The organism is Pandoraea horticolens (genome assembly GCF_902459555.1).
Classification (GTDB): Bacteria; Pseudomonadota; Gammaproteobacteria; order Burkholderiales; family Burkholderiaceae; genus Pandoraea; species Pandoraea horticolens.
Genome location: NZ_CABPSM010000009.1, coordinates 99044 through 117103 on the forward strand (window position 1 = coordinate 99044; position 18060 = coordinate 117103).

Genomic DNA, 18060 nt, shown 5'->3' on the forward strand with positions numbered 1-18060 from the left:
CGATCGATATTCTGGGGGCCGTTGCTGTTGTGGCTTCCCCTCTTGACTTCGGTCTCGGCCGCCGACATTACCGCGACCGTCATTGACTCGTCGACCGGACAGCCGATCGCGGGTGCGACCATCGTCGGTGCAGATCACGTGTGGGTCAGCGCCCGCGACGGATCATTTCCACTGCCGGACTTAGCGCGAGATGGCGCCACGGCAATATCGGTGAAGGCGCCGGGATATGCGAGGGCGGAAGCGTCGATCGTCAGGGGCAAGTCTGTGACGGTCGCCATGGTCCCCAGCCGCCCCAAAGCGGTCTACCTTTCTGCCTACGGCATCGCCAGCCGCACGTTGCGCGATGCTGCGGTTGCCCTCTCTGGGCGCACTGCGATCAGTGCGCTCGTCATCGACATCAAAGGCGATCGCGGCATAGCACCCTATCGAAGCGCCGCACGCGAGCGCATTGGCGCGCAAGCCCATGTCAGCGCGCACCCCCCCAGGGTAGAGAACCTTCCGGCCTTGCTCAAATCGCTTCATGACCGGGGCCTATATCTTATTGCCCGAATCGTGGTGTTCAAGGACGACCCTTTGGCAGCGGCGCATCCCGAGTGGGCGGTGCGCGACAGCGATGGCAGTGTCTGGCGCGACCGGGAACACCTCAGGTGGATTGATCCAACGATTTCCGCTGCATGGTCGACCCATCTTGATATGGCAGAGGAAGCCGCGCGCATGGGGTTCGACGAGATTCAATTCGACTATCTTCGATTCCCCGACGCGCCGGGGCTGCAATTCCACGAGGCGAATACCGCCGAACATCGGGTCGGCGCTATTACCGGATTCCTTGCCGCCGCCCGCGAGCGGCTTGTCCGATACAACGTCTACGTCTCTGCCGACATCTTTGGCTATGTTTGCTGGAATCTGAACGACACGGACATTGGCCAGCAGTTGGAAACCCTCGGCGACCTCGTCGACTACATTTCTCCGATGTTGTACCCGTCGGGATTTAGCTGGGGACTTCCCGGGTGCAGACGGCCGACGGAACATCCGGGGGAAATCGTGTCTCGCTCATTGGAAGAGGCCATCCGGCGGTCTGGGTTGCCCGGGGTGCGATTCCGGCCCTGGTTACAGGCGTTTCGCGATTACGCTTTCGATCACCGGGCCTTCGGCGCCACTGAGATTCGAGCACAGATCGAGGCCGCGGAGTCGGCGCAGGCCGATGGCTGGATGCTGTGGAATCCGCGGAATCAGTACGATCCGGCCACGCTGCCACGGTAGTTCGGACGGCGCGCACAGGGGCGGCACGATGTCGAATGCTGCACGATTTGATCTACGCCAAATCGCGTTGAGCATCATCGCCTACTGTTGAACATGTAGCGAGTCAGCCCGGTAGGCGGCAGCGTCGTCGCCGTGCATGCCTCGCTCGCATGCCATGTATTCGACGCAAGTCTGCGCCAGCATATCCAGGAGTTACACCATGAAATTCAGAGCCCGGTCAGCCATGGTTCGGCCCGCGAGGTGGGACCACCTTCCCGATGAGCACGTTCCGGACAGCTACAAGCAGCCCGACGCGGCGCCCGCATTGGCGGCGTGTCCCGTTTGCCATGCGGTTTATCTGCGCGGGCACTGGCAATGGCGTGTGGTACCCCCAGACGCGGCCTCGCTCACATGTTCCGCATGCCATCGCACCGCCGACGGTGTACCGGCCGCCCGCATTGCTTTGGAAGGGGAGTTCGAGGCGGCGCATCGTGCGGAGATTCTGGGACTGGTTCGCCATCGGGCGCAGCGGTTGCACCGGGAGCACCCCATGGAGCGCGTGATGGCCATCACGTCTGATGAGACAGGGACTGCCATCACGACGACCGGCATGCATGTCGCACGGGACATCGCAACCGCGATTCATCATGCCTACGGGGGAAAGCTCAACTTCGATTACGGGCACGCAGAAGCGGAACTGCGCGTGCGCTGGCATCGGACCTGACCCGTGAACGCCCCGCGCCGGAGTCGGCGCGATCTAGCGAGGATGCAGACAATGAACGAAGCTCACCATCCCCCGTACGACATCGTACCGGGCACGCCAACGGCGCCTGCCGCGCCCGGATCACCGGCTGTCATCGATCTTCCGCCCCCGGACCTCAAGGGGAGCGCCCCGTTGATGATTGCGCTCGCACGGCGCAAAAGCCTGCGGGAATTCGCGCAGACGTCGCTGTCGCGCCAGCAACTCAGCGACATTCTATGGGCTGCGGACGGCATCAATCGCGCGGACACCGGTGGTCGCACCGCACCGTCGGCGCACGGCGTGAACGAAATCGACGTTTACGCCGCGCTGCCCGAGGGGGTGTACCGGTACGAGTCCATGTCGCACAAGTTGCGTCTCAAACATGCTGTCGACGCAAGAAACCTCACCGGCTATCAGGACTTTGTCGGCAAAGCGCCGCTCGATCTCGTGTATGTCGTGAATCATGCGCGCGCAGACCAACTCCCGCAGTCACAGCGCGACTCGTTCGCGGGCGTGGCTATCGGCGCCATTTCGCAAAACGTCTCGCTCTATTGCGCGGCGGCCGGGCTGGCATGTGTCGTGCGCGGCTGGTTGAATCATCGGTTGCTTGCCAACGCCATGTCGCTGAACGAGGACGAAATTCCGGTGCTTGCCCAAACGATCGGACACTCGGTCATCCCGACCTGAGTTGCGGCGCGTCGGGTCTTCAGACCTGATCCTCTTCGTCGCTTCGCACTAGCAGTATCGGCGTCGTGCTGGCAGTCACGACGCCCAGCGCCACGCTTTCCCCAACAAGGCGTCGCTATCGTCGACGATATAAATCGCCTTGATTTCGGCGTGACTCAATTGCGCAAGCTCAATCGCGTGCAATGTCGCCAGGCGCGACGCATGACTGCCGTCGACCGCCACCAGAATCTTGCGTAACACGGCCGCACCTCCGCTCAAGCGTCGGGGGCAGGAACGGGCACCTGCCTTCGCCCTATGTCACCACTCGGCTCGCTGCTCATGCTTGTGCCGCCGCCAATACAGCATGAGCGCGGCGCCCCCCAGCATTCCCCCCAAATGGGCGAAATGCGCCACGCCGTTCAGCGATCCGGAAACGCCCAGTGCCAGCTCGGCAACGCCGTAGAGCGTGGCGAACAGCCAGGCCTGTATGGGTATTGGTGGGATGAGGAGAACGACCGTTCGCCGTGGGAACAGCGCCGCAAACCCGAACAGCAATCCGAATACCCCGCCTGACGCGCCCACCGTCGGGTATGGCGAGGGAAATACGAACGACGTGACGATCAGTTGCGTGAGCCCCGCGCTAAAGACGCTGCCGGCATACAGCGTCAACAAGCGTGCAGAGCCGAGTTCGCTTTCGATGTCCCGACCGAAGAGATAGAGGCCCCACATGTTGAACGCGAGATGAACCCATCCGGAGTGAAGCAGGCTATAGGTCAACAATTGCCATACGTGGAATTGCGAGGGTGCGTAGGGCGAAATGGAGGAGGCTGATGAAACCGGTGAAATGGGAGGTAGCGGCCAGAGGGCCAGCGCGTTCACGGACGCATCTCCTGCCGCGAGTTGGAGCAAGAATGCAACGACATTCACTAGAACGATGAGCTGCGTCATGGCGGTTCTGCACGACGGTTAATGGAGGGTTTGGGGACAAGCAACGAGTGCCGTGGCCGCGAAGCCGCCATTGAATTGGGGAAGCGCCATCCCGTCGATGACGCGGCGTGCATAGCTGATGGCGCGCCGTAATGCGCGATACGGATCTGAATCCAGTCGATCGCTCAATGTGATCTGTATGACAACGGCGTCCTGCGACGGTGTTTCGCGCAAGCCGTCGTTACCCTTCACACTGACGCTACGCAGGATGGCGATGGGTATGTATCGCCGCTCTCCGCTTGGCACCGTATACCCGCCCAGTCCTGCGAGCTTGGCGTGGGCCTCGATAATGAATTCCTTATAGTGTTGCCGCAACGAAGACATGGAAACTCCCGTATCAGCTTGAGATATTGAGCACAGGTCCGACGCGACGACTCGCACTCTCGATATCTCACATTTATAGACCCGTACGCGGCTCACGCCATGACCCAAGTCAACTCGCACTGCCTCGACAGGAGTGAGACCGCACAAATCCCGCTTTCAGGCGTCTCTCCGTCACATCGGCGACCGGCATTCGCGCATGAACCATCCCATCGTTTTGGATGGCGCACATGAAGGGGCATTGACTTGCGACAAAACAATTTTGCGAATGAGTGCCAAGCTTGAACTGTCGATCAGACGGGCGATGCCGTGATTTCCGGATGACGCCGGGCCTGGTCTCGATTGGCACACAAGATAGCGTGAGCGACGCGCTGCAATCCATGCTCTCACATGGGGTCCGGCGTCTGGCAGTGCTCGATGGCGGCACCTTGGTTGGCGTTGTTTCGCTCGACGACATCCTGGGGGTACTGGCAGCAGACTGGAATATGCTCGCGGCACTGATTCGCAACGAACAAGCGCGCGAGCGTGCGGACCATGTGCCGCCTGGGTTGATCGTCTGACCCCATGCCGAAAATGCCGCATTATGTCTGCCAACCTCGTGCAACGCCGGGCGAAACGGCATATTGGCGACGACGGCTTGCCAGTGAGCTGACCTGCGGGCCCGGCGGCGGAACGTCGGGAGAACTCAGCAAGCCGAGGAGAAGGTCAATGCGTCAATTCTTCGATCGGGCTGACGCCGGGCGTCAGCTAGCCAAGGCGCTGAGTCATTACGCCGGGAAGCATCCATTGATCCTGGGGATTCCGCGCGGCGGCGTGCCCATTGCAGCCATCGTTGCAGAGGCATTGGGCGGTGAGCTGGATGTTGTTCTGGTTCGAAAACTAAGAGCGCCGGGGAATGCAGAACTCGCTATTGGCGCCGTGGACGAAACTGGGCGAACCTTTCTGACGCCGTACGCCCAGATGGGAAACGTGGAGAGCGCCTATATCCAGCACGAGCGGGCAGCGCAACTCGAAACGCTGAGGTGGCGACGGGCTTGTCTCACGCCGGGGCGCAGAAGCACCAGCGCCCGTGGCCGGGTGACCATTGTCGTCGATGACGGCGTCGCCACCGGGGCGTCCATGATCGCGGCGTTGCAGGCCGTGCGGCAGTGCGAGCCGGCGCGTCTGGTGTGCGCCGTGCCCGTCGCTCCCCAAGACACCCTACCTGAGCTTGCCTCGTACGCCGACGAAGTGGTGTGCCTGAACGCCCCCACCGAATTCAGCGCGGTGGGTGAATTTTATCGAACCTTTGCCCAGGTTGACGACGACGAGGTGCTCGCATGCCTGCATGTCGGCTGACGCGATGCGCTGTCAGGTGGCGAGGTTCGGATACAGGCGTGCGCCAACGATCAGCAACACGGCGAACACGGCGATCATGACCCCGAAGCTGGTGGTCAGCGGGTAGTGGCTCACGCCGCCGACGATCATGCCGCTTCGCAGGGTGTCGACCAGATAGGTCAGCGGATTCATCGCCGCAAGCACCCTCAGCCACGGGGGCATCAGATCCAGTGGATAAATGGCGTTCGATGCGAAAAACAGCGGCATCGTGAGTACTTGCCCGATTCCCATGAAGCGCTCGCGCGTTTTCACCAGACAGGCGATCACCAAGGAAAACGTGGAAAAAATGCACGCCCCGATACATACGCTGCAAATCACCATGATGATTGCCAATGGCTCAAGCCGAACCGCGACGTGCAACGCAGCGGCAATGAGATAGACAACCAGTGCCTGAACCAGCGCACGCAGCGTGGCGGCGAGCGCTTTGCCGAATACCACTAGCCACAACACGGGCTGAATCGCTCGCGAGAGCAGTTCGGTGGGATCACGCCGCAGCTTTCTCACTTCAGCGTCTGCCACGGCAAGACTTTCATACAGCGCGCTGAACATCGGCCACCCCAATCGTTGAATGGCGCCGCGACTTTCGCGGATGTTTCGATAGCTCCCGCCGTGTTCGATGACCACACCGCTGAAGTGCGCGAAGACGTCGTTCAGATCGGCGTTCGGCCCGAGCGCGGCCTTGAGTTCGCCGGGACGCCCGACCGCCGCCATTCGCCCCTCATGGAGAATCGCCAGGCGATCGCAAAGGACATCGGCTTCTTCCATGTCGTGCGCAGTGATCAGAACGGTGACCTGGTGGTCGGCGCGGAGTTGCTCGAGGCGCTCCCAGACGGTTTTACGTGCGACGGGGTCCAGACCGATCGTCGGCTCATCGAGGAACAGAACTTCCGGATGATGCAGCGTGGCCTGCGCAATCTCAAGGCGTCGAATCATGCCGCCGGAGTAGGTCCGCACGAGTTGATCGGCGGAATTGAGCAAGCCGGCAAACGCGAGCGCCTCATGCACCCGATCGACACGCAACTGCCCGAAAATGCCATGCAGGCGAGCCGACAGTGTCAGGTTCTCCCGGGCGGTGAGCGCACCGTCTGCGGACAGCAACTGCGGCACGTAGCCGATCCGGCGACGCACCTCGACGGGGGACGTCGTCACATCGAAGCCCGCGACTTCAGCGCCCCCGGAACTTGCGCGGAGCAGCGTTGTGAGGATCTTGATCGTTGTGCTTTTGCCTGCACCATTCGGACCGAGCAAACCGAATATCTGACCTTTGGCCACCGTAAGGGACAGGTCGTCAAGCGCGACGAGATCGCCAAATCGCCTGCAAAGCCGGCGCGTGACGATCGCAGGCGAGTCAGGCGGAGGATGCAGATCGTGAAGGTCATTCATGCGATATCGTCCCAAGCGGAGACAACTTCAGTGGCAGTCGCGCGAGCGCAGGCGCCCAACTATCGTCGGGATCATAAGTGCGCATCGACATCACCCACAGGGGCCTGCCTCCGGGGAAACACCGTCACGTTCAGGGGCGCGGTTTCGGGCAGCCCTTGCAGAGCTTCATCACTCCCGGATAGTCGGGGGCATCCCAGGAAAAATTCAGGTTCACGCCGCCACGTGCGGGCACTTGAACCTTCCGGTATTCCGACATTCGGGGTGTTTGTGCCGAAACCCGGTAAAGACCGGCGGGAAGGCGTACGAAGAGGAACGGCCCCTCGGTCCGGACGGCGAGGACCGACCGCCCACTGGCATCGGCGATCATGACATCCACGTCCGAAAGGTAGTTTCCCGCCTTCGACGCGAAGGTCATGCGGAGGTTGTATTTCGAGGCCGCAGCGCGAAACTCTTTGACCTCGTCTTCACCAATGCCTCCTGTGATGTATGAGATGCCGGGTTGCTTTTCCGGCTGAGATGCCGGTGCGGCTGCCGCCCCGCCGGCCATCCATAAGCTGGCGAGCAGGGGCAACATCAAGGAAAAGCGGGCGCACTTGAACATGGCAATCCTCCACATGAGGCTACCCCCGCTCGGGAGCGTGGCCGGAATTGGCGTGGCGGCGAACTGCGGAGTCGTTGCACAGGAGGTGCGTACGAGTCGCTCGGCCGCGCGGTTCGTCTTCACCTCCAGCATGGTCTCTTAGAGGCAGTTGGACGTTGACCGATGTCAAGGGCTTGCGCAGGGGCTCGCGATCAGATGCCCGCCGGTTCCACCATGCTGAAGATGCGGCGGGCCGGACCGTCGGAGGAGGCCGCCAATTCCCGTGCTACCCGCCAGAACGTCTCCAGAAACGCCAGCGCCGGGCCTTGCAGCGGCTCATAGCGGCGGGTGATCAGGCATGTCGTGCTTTCGTCGGTAATCGCATCGAAATCGAGTGCGACGAAGCGGTCGCGCATGTCCGGTGTCTCGATCAAGGGCCAGGGCACGGCTGTGAGCATGTCGGTCGAGCGCACGATGGCCAGCGCCGCGTTGACGGACCGTGCGAAGTGGCACCGCTGCACGGCCTCGTCGCGCTGATTTTCCACCAACGCCCGAATGGCTTGCGCCGTGCGTTCCATCGAGCGGCTGAGCAGCCAGTCGTAGCCGGCCAGATCGGCAATCGTGCGGGCGTTCGCCGCGGGATGCCCTGGGCGACAGACCACCGCGAACGAATACGTATAGATCGGCCGGATTTCCAGCGCACGCTCCTGACCCACGTCAGGGCTCGGGCCGAACGCGAAATCCAACTGGCCGTTGCGTACAGCCGGATAGTCGCCGCCGAGGTGCTCGGCGATGTCGAGCTGGACGTCCGGACGTTGTTCCCGGAACGCGCGCACGACGGCCGGAATCACCCCATGCATCAACCAGGGGGTGACAGACATGCGAATCGTGCCCCCGCGTTTGGCACCCCCGCGCACCACGTCTTCGCTCGCTCGGCTCAGTTGTCCGAGGATCAGCCGGGCGTGCGAAAGCAGGGAAGTGCCGGAAGGCGTGAGCGCCACACCATCCGCGCGGCGCTCCATCAGCACCACGTCCATCGATTGTTCCAGTTCCCGCAATGCCTTGCTGACAGCGGTCGGCGACCGTCCGAGCCGACTCGCGGCCGTACGCACGCTGCCGTGATCGGCCACGGCCACGAGGCATTCGAGTTGGTGCAGTTTTAGATCGGAGGACATGATTCTCAGGTGGGGAGCAAGGGCATCCAAGGGGCTGGGATCGGGTCGGAAGAGTCCGAGCCGTGACATTGAATCATCGACTGGCATGGCATGGGCGTCAACCTATGGTTGACACGAAAATTTGGCGTTGCCTATCCGCAGCAAATCGACATGGCTACCATGCGTCGAAATTTCATGAGCCGCACGTAACTGTTTTACAAACAAGGCCGCCCTCGACGGCCAATAAGGCACACGCATAGGAGCCCAATGAGCCAAACCCCCATCCGCGCCATCGCCCGCAGCGCCCATCGCCGCACCGACTGTGTCGGTTTGACCGGCATTGCCGCCGGCACGTTGCTGGCCATCGGCAGCACTGCCGCACAGGCTGACGTGCAACTGTATGGCGCCGTCGACAACTACGTCAGCTACGACTCGGGTGGCAAGGGCAGCTCGACGCAGGTCGGCAGCGGCGCGGGCTCGACCTCGCGGTTCGGTTTCACGGGCACGGAAGATCTGGGCGGAGGTCTCGCGTCGGGCTTCCGATTGGAATCGGGCTTTAACGCCAACAACGGCACGCTGCAATCGACCAATACCCTCTTCAACCGGGAAGCCAACGTTTGGCTGATCTCGCGCCAGTACGGCATGCTCAAGCTCGGCCGTCAGTTCCCGACAATCTTCCCGCTCTCGTCGCAGGTCGATCCGTATGCCCTGACCAAGTTGTCGCTGATGGCCAATCTGGCCTATGGCACGTCGGATCTGGGCGGTAACGCGGCGGCCATCGATTCGCGCGTGGCCAACGCCGTGAGCTACACCACGCCGGACATGAACGGCTTCTCCGGGCAGGCGCTGTATGGCTTCAGTACGGCCACCGCGAGCGGCGCACCGGCGCACTACACCGGTTACCTCGCACAGTACGAAGGCCGGCGCCTGTATGCCGGCCTGTCGTACAACGTGGTGCGCAACGAGCTGTCGCAGGCCACCAACCACTATGGCGCGGGCCTGTCGTACAAGATTGGCGGCGCCACGCTGTCGCTGGCCTACAACCGCATCGTGCCAAGCGTCGCATCGGGTCGCATCGCCACTACGTATCTGGTGGGCGCCACCGTGCCCGTCGGCCCGCACGTGTTCAAGCTGTCGGTGCTGGAGCGTTTGATCGCCGGGGGTGGCAACCATGCGTTCGGCGCCCTGGGCGGCTACGACTATCAATTGTCCAAGCGTACGGCCCTGTACGCGCGCGTGGCCTGGATCGACAACGGCGGCGCATCGGCGCTCACGCTCGATAACGCGCAGACCAGCGCCGGGCGAGACGTGTTCGTGACCGCGCTGGGCGTAACGCACCGCTTCTGATGTTCCGTTGTTCAAGGCGAGCGCGTCGCGCGTTCGCCTTCTTGTCATTTTTGAATTGGAGACACGATGCCCCACGACACCTCTGAGTACGCCTTTCCGGCGGTGATCGAGGCCGACATCCCGGCCGACATTCTCGAACACGACGCCAGCATGCGCGCGCTGCGTCATCAGATTCACGCCCATCCGGAACTCGCTTACGAAGAGTTTCAGACGAGCAATCTGGTGGCCGACAAGCTCACGGAATGGGGCTATACCGTCTCGCGCGGCATCGGGGGCACCGGTCTGGTCGGCACCCTCAAGGTGGGCGATAGCCCGCGCACCTTGGGCATTCGTGCAGACATGGACGCGCTGCCGATCCAGGAAGCGACCGGCAAGGCTTACGCCAGCCGGCATACTGGCAAGATGCACGCCTGCGGTCACGACGGCCATACGGCTACGCTGCTGGCCGCGGCCCGCCATCTGGCGAAGACGCGCGATTTCGACGGCACGCTGCATCTGATTTTCCAACCGGCGGAAGAGGGGCTGGCCGGTGCGAAGAAGATGATCGAAGATGGCTTGTTCGAACGCTTCCCGTGCGACGCCGTGTTCGCGTACCACAATATGCCGGGCTTTCCAGCCGGCAAGATCGGTTTTCGCGCCGGCCCGGCGATGGCATCCTCCGATACGGTAATCATTCGGGTGCACGGTCGCGGCGGTCACGGTTCGATGCCGAATGCCAGCGTCGATGCGGTGTTGGCGGCGTCGTACATCGTGGTGGCGCTCCAATCGATCGTGTCGCGCAACGTCGATCCGCGTCGCATGGCGGTGGTGACAGTCGGCGCAATTCACGGCGGCGACGCGCCCAACGTGATTCCGGACAGCGTAGAGCTGCGCCTGTCCGTGCGCGCGCACACGCCGCAGGTGCGGGAGCAGTTGCGCGAGCGCATCGTCGAGTTGGTGAATGCGCAGGCTGCCGTGTTCGGCGCGCGCGCCGAGATCGACTATCGCTGGCGCTATCCGGCGCTGATAAACGATGCTGAGATGACCGAGTTCGCGCGGCAGGTGGCACTGGACTGGCTGGGCCCGCAGGGTCTGATGGAGGACTTTGAACCGCTCACCGGCAGCGAGGACTTTTCATTCATGTTGGAGAAGTGCGCGGGCAGCTACCTCATCATCGGTAATGGAGAAGGCGAGGGCGGCTGCATGGTGCACAACCCGCATTACGATTTCAACGATGCGCTGCTGCCGATCGGCGCAACGTACTGGACGCGTCTGGTCGAGCGTTTCCTGAGCCTGGAGAACAAGGCATGACGACGCGCCTCGATACTACTGCGGCACCGGCCGCACCGGCCAAGGCGAGCGTGCGTCCGGCGTCGCTTACGAAGAAGATCGTTGCCATTACGGTTGGCAACGGCCTGGAGTTCTTCGATTTCGCCATCTACACGTACTTTGCGACCGTGCTTGGCAAGTTGTTTTTCCCCGCGGCCACGCCGTTCACGCAGTTGCTGCTGTCGCTGGCGACGTTCGGCGTGGGCTTCGTGGTGCGCCCGCTGGGCGGCATCGTGATCGGCAGCTATGCCGATCGTCATGGCCGCAAGGCTGCCATGACGCTGACGCTGTGGCTGATGGCCGCAGGCTCGGCGGTTTTCGTCGTGGTACCGACGTATGCGCAGATCGGCATGGCGGCACCGATGCTGCTGATTGCCGGCCGTCTGGTGCAGGGGTTCGCCGTGGGCGGGGAAGTGGGCGCATCGACGTCAATGCTGCTCGAATACGCCAATGCCAACAATCGGGGCCTGTTCGCGAGCTGGCAGTTGTTCAGCCAGGCGTTCTCCACGCTACTTGGTTCGCTGGTGGGACTGGTACTGAGCGCGTCGCTGTCGCACGAGCAGTTGCTCGCGTGGGGCTGGCGCGTGCCGTTTCTGATCGGTTTGGCGCTCATTCCGCTGGGCACCTATATCCGCAAGCATCTGGATGAGACGCATGAAGTCGAGCCGGCCAAGCACGGCGCGCGCAGCCCGGTGGCACAGGTGCTGGGTGAGCATCGCCGTGCGCTGGTGCTGGGCATTCTAATGACGGCCGGCGCGACCTCGTCGAACTACATCTCTCTGCACTACTTGACTAACTATGGCGTGGGCGTGCTCAAGCTGTCGTTGTCGAGCGGGCTGTGGGCATCGTTCGTGGCAGGCGGTTTGCAGATGGCCCTGGCTGCGGCAGCCGGTATTGCCAGCGACCGTTGGGGTCGCAAGCGCGTGGTGACGATTGCTCGTGTGGTTCTGCTGGCATCGATCGTGCCGGCATTCGTCTGGTTGACGGCGGCACCCGATACGGCGCGTCTGCTGATCGTGGCGGCAGTGCTGACAATCCCGACCGTGTTTATCTCGGTGACGACGGTGACGATGATTACCGAGGTATTCCCGCGCCACATTCGTGCGACGGGTCTGGCGATCGTCTACGGCGTGGGGGTGTCGGTGTTCGGCGGGTTTGCGCAGTTCATCGCGACGTGGCTGATTGCCGCGACCGGCTCCAAGCTGGCCCCGGCGGGCTATGTGATCGTCATCAGCCTGATTTCGCTGGTGGCGGCGCTCAAGAGCCGCGAGATGTCGCGCGTGGCGCTGGACTGATGCGCTCGACCGTTCGACGGCAAGCGCTGTAGGTCAAACGACAACGCCGGCCTTTCCTGGCTGGCGTTGTGCTATCTATGGCAGGAAGTCAGTGCTGGCCGTCCTCGCACATGGTGCCTTTGCAGCAATTTCGGACCGAATTGGCCGTCGGCCTATATACCTGTTTGGCGCCGTAGTTGTGTTCGTGACAGCATTTCCATTCCTCTTGTTGCTGCACACGCAAATTGTCCCCTCATATTGTCCTCTGTTATGTCATCGCCCAAGTGATGAGCGTAATGTTTCCGTACGCATACTAGCAATCCGAATAGTTGGCTATGACCCACGTATGTGGCCTCATGGTGATTCCGCGAGCACGCATCTCATGCTTGCAGCCCTTGGGTTCCAAACGCTTGTCAAGATAGCCATGACGACTGATCGGCTTTAGAAATCTTGGACCGATCTGAGCGCGAGTTTTGCGGCAAACTTCACCCTGAACCGGGAGGTGGTTTGTCATGAAACGGAAACGCTTTTCGATCGAACAGATTGTGGCAGTGCTGAGGCAAGCCGAGCTGGGGATGCCGGTGGCCGATGTGATCCGGCAGGTCGGTATCTCGGAACAGACGTTCTATCGGTGGAAGAAGCAATACGCCGGGATGCAGTCTGATCAAGTACGCGAACTTAAGCAGCTGCAGGAAGAGAACGCGCGGCTGAAGAAGCTGGTCGCCGACCAGGCACTCGATATCCAAGTCCTGAAGGAGATCGGCGCAAAAAATGTATGGTCCGCCCCGCGCTGAGACGAGACGTGGTGGATTACGTGGTAAGCCACTACGGATTGACGATGAGGCGGGCCTGTCGGCTCGTGAAGCAACCGCGCAGCGTCCAGTATTACCGGAGCGTCAAAGATCCCCGTCGGGAGCTGCGTGCACGCATGCGCGAGATTGCCCACACGCGTGTGCGCTACGGCTATCGGCGTGTTCACGTGCTGTTGCTCCGCGAGGGCTGGCAGTTGGGCAAGAACCAGGCGTATCGGCTGTATTGCGAAGAGCAATTGCAGTTACGTTCGAAGTTGCCGAAGCGACGAAAGATGGTTGTGACGCGAGTGGCGAAGATCGTGCCGGCCAAACCGAACGACGCGTGGAGTATGGATTTTGTGGCCGACCAGCTAGCTGATGGTTCGAAGTTCCGCACCTTGACGATCGTGGACGTCTTCACGAAAGAAGCATTGGACATCGAAGTCGGACAGCGTTTGAGAGGCGAACACGTGGTGTCAGCACTGAATCGTATCGCCGTCAGACGCGGAGCTCCGCGACACCTGTTCGTGGACAATGGCAGCGAATTTTCCGGGCGCCTGCTCGACATGTGGGCGTACCACTACCGAGCAAAAATCGACTTCAGCAGGCCCGGTAAGCCGACGGACAATTGCCACATTGAGACGTTTAACGGATCATTCCGCGATGAGTGCTTGAACCTACATTGGTTCGAAACGCTGGGCGAAGCCAAGGCGATTGTCGAGGCGATTGTCGAGGCGATTGTCGAGGCGTGGCGCCGGGATTACAACGAGAGCCGTCCTCACTCTGCTCTCAAAGAGTTGGCACCAGCCGAATTCGCCCGTCAACTGGTGCTTTCATCGGGTTCAACCGAACCCGAAACGCCGGAAAACTCGCTCTAGATCTGGTCCGGAAATTCCAAGCGGATCAATCGAGGCCGTTCTCCAAGACTGAAACGGTCCGAAGAAATCAGGCAGGTCAGCGTCGCTCAATAACGTTCGAATCATCTCCACCTATTCATGCAAAAGGCAAGATGGAAATACATTTCATCGAATGTCAACAGACTATAGGTCGCACTCAAACTACCTGTTACACTGTGCGAGTTCGCGAGTCGCCGCAGTTCGAGACATCACCACAACTTGTGTTGTGCGACACACGGTCAGTATCTCCGGCGAGAGCATTTCCACGAAGCGGTGACGAGCAAAACGGTCACCGGCCTGGCGTTTGAATTCGCTTCCCAACTCACCCCCCATAGGGAACACGCCTTGAAACGCATCAGCCTTGCGCTCATCGTGGCGGTGCTACGCGTATTTTCCGTACTTCCGTATCCATTTGTCGCCAGACTCGGGATGGTGGTCGGCACGGTCTTGTATGCGCTTCCTAGCCGCCGCAAGCATATCGTCCTCGTGAACCTGCGTCTTTGCTTCCCCGACAAGACCAGCCTCGAACATCAGAAACTTGCAAGAACCCACTTCCGACACGTTGTCCGCAGCTATCTCGAGCGGGGCATCCAGTGGTTTGGCAGCGCGCAGTCGATTCAGAATATCGTTCAGCTCGACAGCAAGATCGATCTCGGCGACCCGGCCGCTCCGCCCACCATCTTCATGGGCTTTCACTTTGTAGGCATTGAGGTCGGGTGCATGCTCTATTCGACGCATCTTCCCGTTGCGTCGCTTTACACACGTATGTCGAGCACGGGCCTATGCGATCTGGCGAAGCGGCAACGCGGCCGATTCGGCGCAGAAATGATCGAGCGTGCGACCAGTGCCAAGAAGATCGTGGGATTGCTGCGTTCCGGCAAACCGGTCATGATCGCGGCGGATATGGACCAAGGCGTCGACAACTCCGTTTTTGTCCCCTTCTTCGGGGTTCCCGCCTGCACGCTCACGGCCGTTTCGCGTCTAGCGAGACTTGGGCGCGCACGGGTTGTGCCGTTCGTCACGGAGGTGCTCCCGAATTATCAAGGGTACAAGCTGACGATTTTCGAGCCGCTCGCACACTTCCCGTCGGGAAACGATGTGGTTGACGCACGCCGCATGAATGCGTTCCTTGAGGAACAGATCGTCAAATTTCCCGAGCAGTACTACTGGGTGCACCGGCGCTTCAAGCACCGGCCATCGGGCATGGCATCGGTGTATTGACCGGTTCGCCTGATCGATACCAACGAACGTAGCGCGCTAATATTCATTAAAAAGCTACCTCGCGCTCGGTGTCGTCATCTTCCCCGCCAACTCGAACGTTCAACCTGACGTTGGCAAAACACAACAGTCACCGAGAAGTTACTAGGAGTGTTTACAGCTCGTTCAAAGCTGCCTACACTCCCATCAATTAATGCGAATCAATCTCATTATTAATAAAACCGAATCGCAGCCGGGTGCACGGGGCACTTGAGCCGCTGAATCTTTGCTGGAACACACGTATGTCTACCGCTTTCCAGGCGCGCCAGCGTCTGCTCGTCACCGCCTTCGCCCTGGTGGCCGCCGGCAGCATGCATCTTGCCCATTCGCCGTTTGCCTGAATTCGACCAAACGGTAACCCCTGCCTTTAGCTCTTCTTCCTTGCCGGACTGTGCGTTGCCAACACGAGCGGCGCTGTCCAGCAGACAACTATTCTTCTATTAACAGCGCGTGTCATGCCAGTAAAAACGAAGCACTACGATGCAAAACGGCGATATCACTTCCATGGAGGCGTCAAGGCACCCAAGCCCCACGTCCTTGTCTTGGTCCTGGCCACCGCGTTTTCTTCAGGGGTGCTCGCGCAAGGACCATCGGCGGCCGATGGCTCACCCAGTGACAGTCGACTGGCTGCGACGACGGTAAGCGCATCCGCGTTGAGTGATACGGCGCCAGCACCGGGCGGTCAGATCGCCAGGGGAGGGCGCGTGGGGATACTGGGCGACAAAAGCGCCATGGAGACGCCGTTTTCGGTGACCAGCTACACGTCTGAACGTATCGAAAACCAGCAAGCCGTCACACTTGCAGAGGTATTGAACTCGGACCCGTCAGTGCGATTTACCGGCCAAATCGGCGGCGTCACCGACTCCTTCTTTATTCGCGGCTTTCCGATCAACGAGGGAAATTTATCCGAGGTCGCGTTCGACGGTGTGTATGGGGTGTCGCCGAACTATCATCTCTTTACCGAGTACATCGATCGCGTCGAAATACTGCGCGGCCCTGCCGCCTTGCTGTATGGCATGTCGCCTAACGGTGGCGTGGGAGGGGTGGTCAACATCGTGCCCAAACGAGCGTTGGCGAGGGATCTGACGCGGGTCACCGTGGACTACGCCACCAAGAGTCAAGCTGGCGTTGCGCTCGACGTCAGCCGCCGGTTCGGTGACGATCGTCAGTGGGGCATTCGCTTTAATGGCTTGCACCGCCAAGGCAGCACCGCACTGGACAATCAGTCCTCGCGTGCCGAAGTCGGCGCGCTGTCGCTGGACTATCACGGCACACGCCTGCGGGCCTCGCTTGACGTGATCGAACAGTACCAATGGGTCGATGCGCCCACCCGGCCATTTCTCGTCGCCGCCGGGATTCAGGTACCGTCTGCGCCGGGCGGTGCGCGAAACGTGACGCAAAAATGGGGCTGGTGGAAGTCCAACGATATCTCGACACTGGCGCACGTTGAGTACGATCTGTCGGATAACGTGACGGTGTTCGCCGATGCAGGTACTGCAAAATCCGACGTGGCGCGCCTTTCGGAACCCACACCGACAATTCTGGACACGTTCGGCAACACTTCGGCGACTCCGCAGAACTGGAAGTTTCAAGTCAACCGCACGACGCTGGATACCGGTGTGCGGGGAACCTTCCATACCGGCGACGTCTCGCACGCCGTGACCGCGCAAGCCAACTATTACACCGACCGTGTCGCGTCGGGTGCCAACGCCGGCACGGCCTTGCTGTCGAATATCTACGCCCCGATGGATAGGCCGGAGCAGTTCATTGGCGCCCCTACGCGCGTGCCGTTGGGGTCGACCTCGACGCTATCGGGCGTTGCCCTGGCCGACACGATCGGGATGTTCGCCGACCGACTGCAATTGACGCTTGGTGTGCGCGGCCAACAGGTCCGCTCGAACAACTACAACGCTGTCTCCGGCGCCGTTTCGACGGCCTACGACAAGAGTGCCATCACGCCGCTGGCGGGCATTTTGTTCAAGGCAACAGAGGATGTTTCGCTTTACGCCAACTACATCGAGGGTTTGAGTAAAGGCGATGTGGCGCCAACCACGGCGAGCAACGCGGGCGAGGTGTTTGCCCCATACAAGACCAAGCAAAAGGAGGTGGGTGTCAAGGTCGCAATGGGCGGCGTGATCGCGACGCTCGCAGCATTCGAGATCACGAAGCCGAGCGGTTCGCTCAGCAACTCTGTGTTTAGCGTCAACAGCGAGCAACGCAATCGCGGCCTGGAACTCACGATGGCAGGCGAGCCGTACGCGGGGCTGCGCCTGATCGGTGGTCTCACCTGGCTGAATGCACAGTTGACCAAGACGCCGAATGCCGCAACGCAAGGCAACCGCCCGGTCGGCGTGCCTCAGCTCATGGCCAATGCGGGCGTGGAGTGGGACGTGAAGTGGGTACCCGGCATGACACTGACCGGTGCACTGACGTACACCGCCGACGAGTATGTCAACCAGACCAACACCCAATCGGTGCCCTCATGGACAACCGTCGACTTAGGGGTGCGATATAAGACGAAGCTTGTCGGCAAAAGCACGACGTTCCGCGTTGGCGTGAACAACCTGTTCGATCGTCATTACTGGTCCGGTGTGGCATCGTACGGGACAATTTCTCTGGGGGCCCCACGCACCCTCTACGCCTCGGCCGCCGTGGACTTCTGATCTGGCTCGTGACACTGAGTGCCGCCGAAGTCCGATTTCTCTGTCAGGGACAACCACGGCGCGGCCTTGGGGGAC

At 61.1% G+C, this 18060-nt stretch carries 17 protein-coding genes; 11 read left to right on the forward strand and 6 right to left on the reverse strand.

Annotated features, from left to right (window positions below):
• Nucleotides 1-6 precede the first annotated feature (6 nt).
• The 3 genes from PHO31112_RS15865 to PHO31112_RS15875 all read left to right on the forward strand — a co-directional run bounded on the left by PHO31112_RS15865 (nt 7) and on the right by PHO31112_RS15875 (nt 2668).
• Complete coding sequence (locus PHO31112_RS15865; protein WP_150621451.1) at nt 7-1260, forward strand: putative glycoside hydrolase; 1254 nt, start codon at nt 7-9, stop codon at nt 1258-1260.
• Between the two features lie 199 nt (nt 1261-1459).
• Nucleotides 1460-1963 carry a BCAM0308 family protein gene (locus PHO31112_RS15870; protein WP_150621372.1) on the forward strand — a complete coding sequence of 168 codons (504 nt, stop codon included), beginning with the start codon at nt 1460-1462 and terminating at the stop codon, nt 1961-1963.
• Nucleotides 1964-2014: 51 nt separating this feature from the next.
• The gene (locus PHO31112_RS15875; RefSeq protein WP_150621373.1) at nt 2015-2668 is read left to right on the forward strand and encodes a nitroreductase family protein; all 654 of its coding nucleotides are present in this window, start codon (nt 2015-2017) and stop codon (nt 2666-2668) included.
• Nucleotides 2669-2743: 75 nt separating this feature from the next.
• Here PHO31112_RS15875 and PHO31112_RS15880 read toward each other — a convergent pair whose 3' ends face one another.
• The 3 genes from PHO31112_RS15880 to PHO31112_RS15890 are packed head-to-tail and all read right to left on the reverse strand — an operon-like array spanning nt 2744 to nt 3958.
• Entirely contained in the window at nt 2744-2908 is a 165-nt protein-coding gene (locus PHO31112_RS15880; RefSeq protein ID WP_150621374.1) for a universal stress protein, read from the reverse strand.
• 57 nt (nt 2909-2965) lie between these two features.
• On the reverse strand, nt 2966-3595 hold the full coding sequence (locus PHO31112_RS15885; protein ID WP_150621375.1) for a rhomboid family intramembrane serine protease: 630 nt from the start codon (nt 3593-3595) through the stop codon (nt 2966-2968).
• A gap of 18 nt (nt 3596-3613) precedes the next feature.
• Entirely contained in the window at nt 3614-3958 is a 345-nt protein-coding gene (locus PHO31112_RS15890; protein WP_150621376.1) for a hypothetical protein, read from the reverse strand.
• A 317-nt stretch (nt 3959-4275) separates the two neighbouring features.
• Between PHO31112_RS15890 and PHO31112_RS15895 the strand changes: the two genes are divergently transcribed.
• Entirely contained in the window at nt 4276-4515 is a 240-nt protein-coding gene (locus PHO31112_RS15895; RefSeq protein ID WP_150621377.1) for a CBS domain-containing protein, read from the forward strand.
• Between the two features lie 148 nt (nt 4516-4663).
• Complete coding sequence (locus PHO31112_RS15900; RefSeq protein ID WP_150621378.1) at nt 4664-5293, forward strand: phosphoribosyltransferase; 630 nt, start codon at nt 4664-4666, stop codon at nt 5291-5293.
• Between the two features lie 12 nt (nt 5294-5305).
• Here the strand turns inward: PHO31112_RS15900 and PHO31112_RS27425 are convergent, their stop codons facing one another.
• The 3 genes from PHO31112_RS27425 to PHO31112_RS15915 form a co-directional block, all read right to left on the reverse strand.
• Nucleotides 5306-6715, reverse strand: coding sequence for an ATP-binding cassette domain-containing protein (locus PHO31112_RS27425; protein WP_150621379.1), 1410 nt, complete (start codon nt 6713-6715; stop codon nt 5306-5308).
• Between the two features lie 130 nt (nt 6716-6845).
• Entirely contained in the window at nt 6846-7316 is a 471-nt protein-coding gene (locus PHO31112_RS15910; protein WP_150621380.1) for a carboxypeptidase-like regulatory domain-containing protein, read from the reverse strand.
• Nucleotides 7317-7507: 191 nt separating this feature from the next.
• Nucleotides 7508-8470: a LysR family transcriptional regulator gene (locus PHO31112_RS15915; RefSeq protein ID WP_174995740.1), complete on the reverse strand. Its 963-nt coding sequence runs from the start codon at nt 8468-8470 to the stop codon at nt 7508-7510.
• 246 nt (nt 8471-8716) lie between these two features.
• On the opposite strand from PHO31112_RS15915, the gene PHO31112_RS15920 reads away from it, so the two are divergent.
• From PHO31112_RS15920 to PHO31112_RS15945, 6 genes are all read left to right on the forward strand, one after another.
• Nucleotides 8717-9796, forward strand: a complete 1080-nt coding sequence (locus PHO31112_RS15920) for a porin (RefSeq protein WP_150621382.1) — start codon at nt 8717-8719, stop codon at nt 9794-9796.
• A 66-nt stretch (nt 9797-9862) separates the two neighbouring features.
• Entirely contained in the window at nt 9863-11086 is a 1224-nt protein-coding gene (locus PHO31112_RS15925) for a M20 aminoacylase family protein (RefSeq protein ID WP_150621383.1), read from the forward strand.
• Nucleotides 11083-12399 carry an MFS transporter gene (locus PHO31112_RS15930; protein ID WP_150621384.1) on the forward strand — a complete coding sequence of 439 codons (1317 nt, stop codon included), beginning with the start codon at nt 11083-11085 and terminating at the stop codon, nt 12397-12399. The genes PHO31112_RS15925 and PHO31112_RS15930 overlap by 4 nt, the downstream gene beginning before the upstream one ends.
• 491 nt (nt 12400-12890) lie before the next feature.
• A protein-coding gene (locus PHO31112_RS15935; RefSeq protein WP_425495206.1) for an IS3 family transposase occupies nt 12891-14047 on the forward strand; the annotation gives its coding sequence in 2 pieces (ribosomal slippage) (nt 12891-13139 and nt 13142-14047; 1155 coding nt in all).
• Nucleotides 14048-14410: 363 nt separating this feature from the next.
• Nucleotides 14411-15286: a lipid A biosynthesis lauroyl acyltransferase gene (locus PHO31112_RS15940; RefSeq protein WP_150621386.1), complete on the forward strand. Its 876-nt coding sequence runs from the start codon at nt 14411-14413 to the stop codon at nt 15284-15286.
• A gap of 767 nt (nt 15287-16053) precedes the next feature.
• A complete protein-coding gene (locus tag PHO31112_RS15945; RefSeq protein WP_246178270.1) occupies nt 16054-17985 on the forward strand; it encodes a TonB-dependent receptor in 1932 nt (643 codons plus the stop codon).
• Nucleotides 17986-18060: the final 75 nt, after the last annotated feature.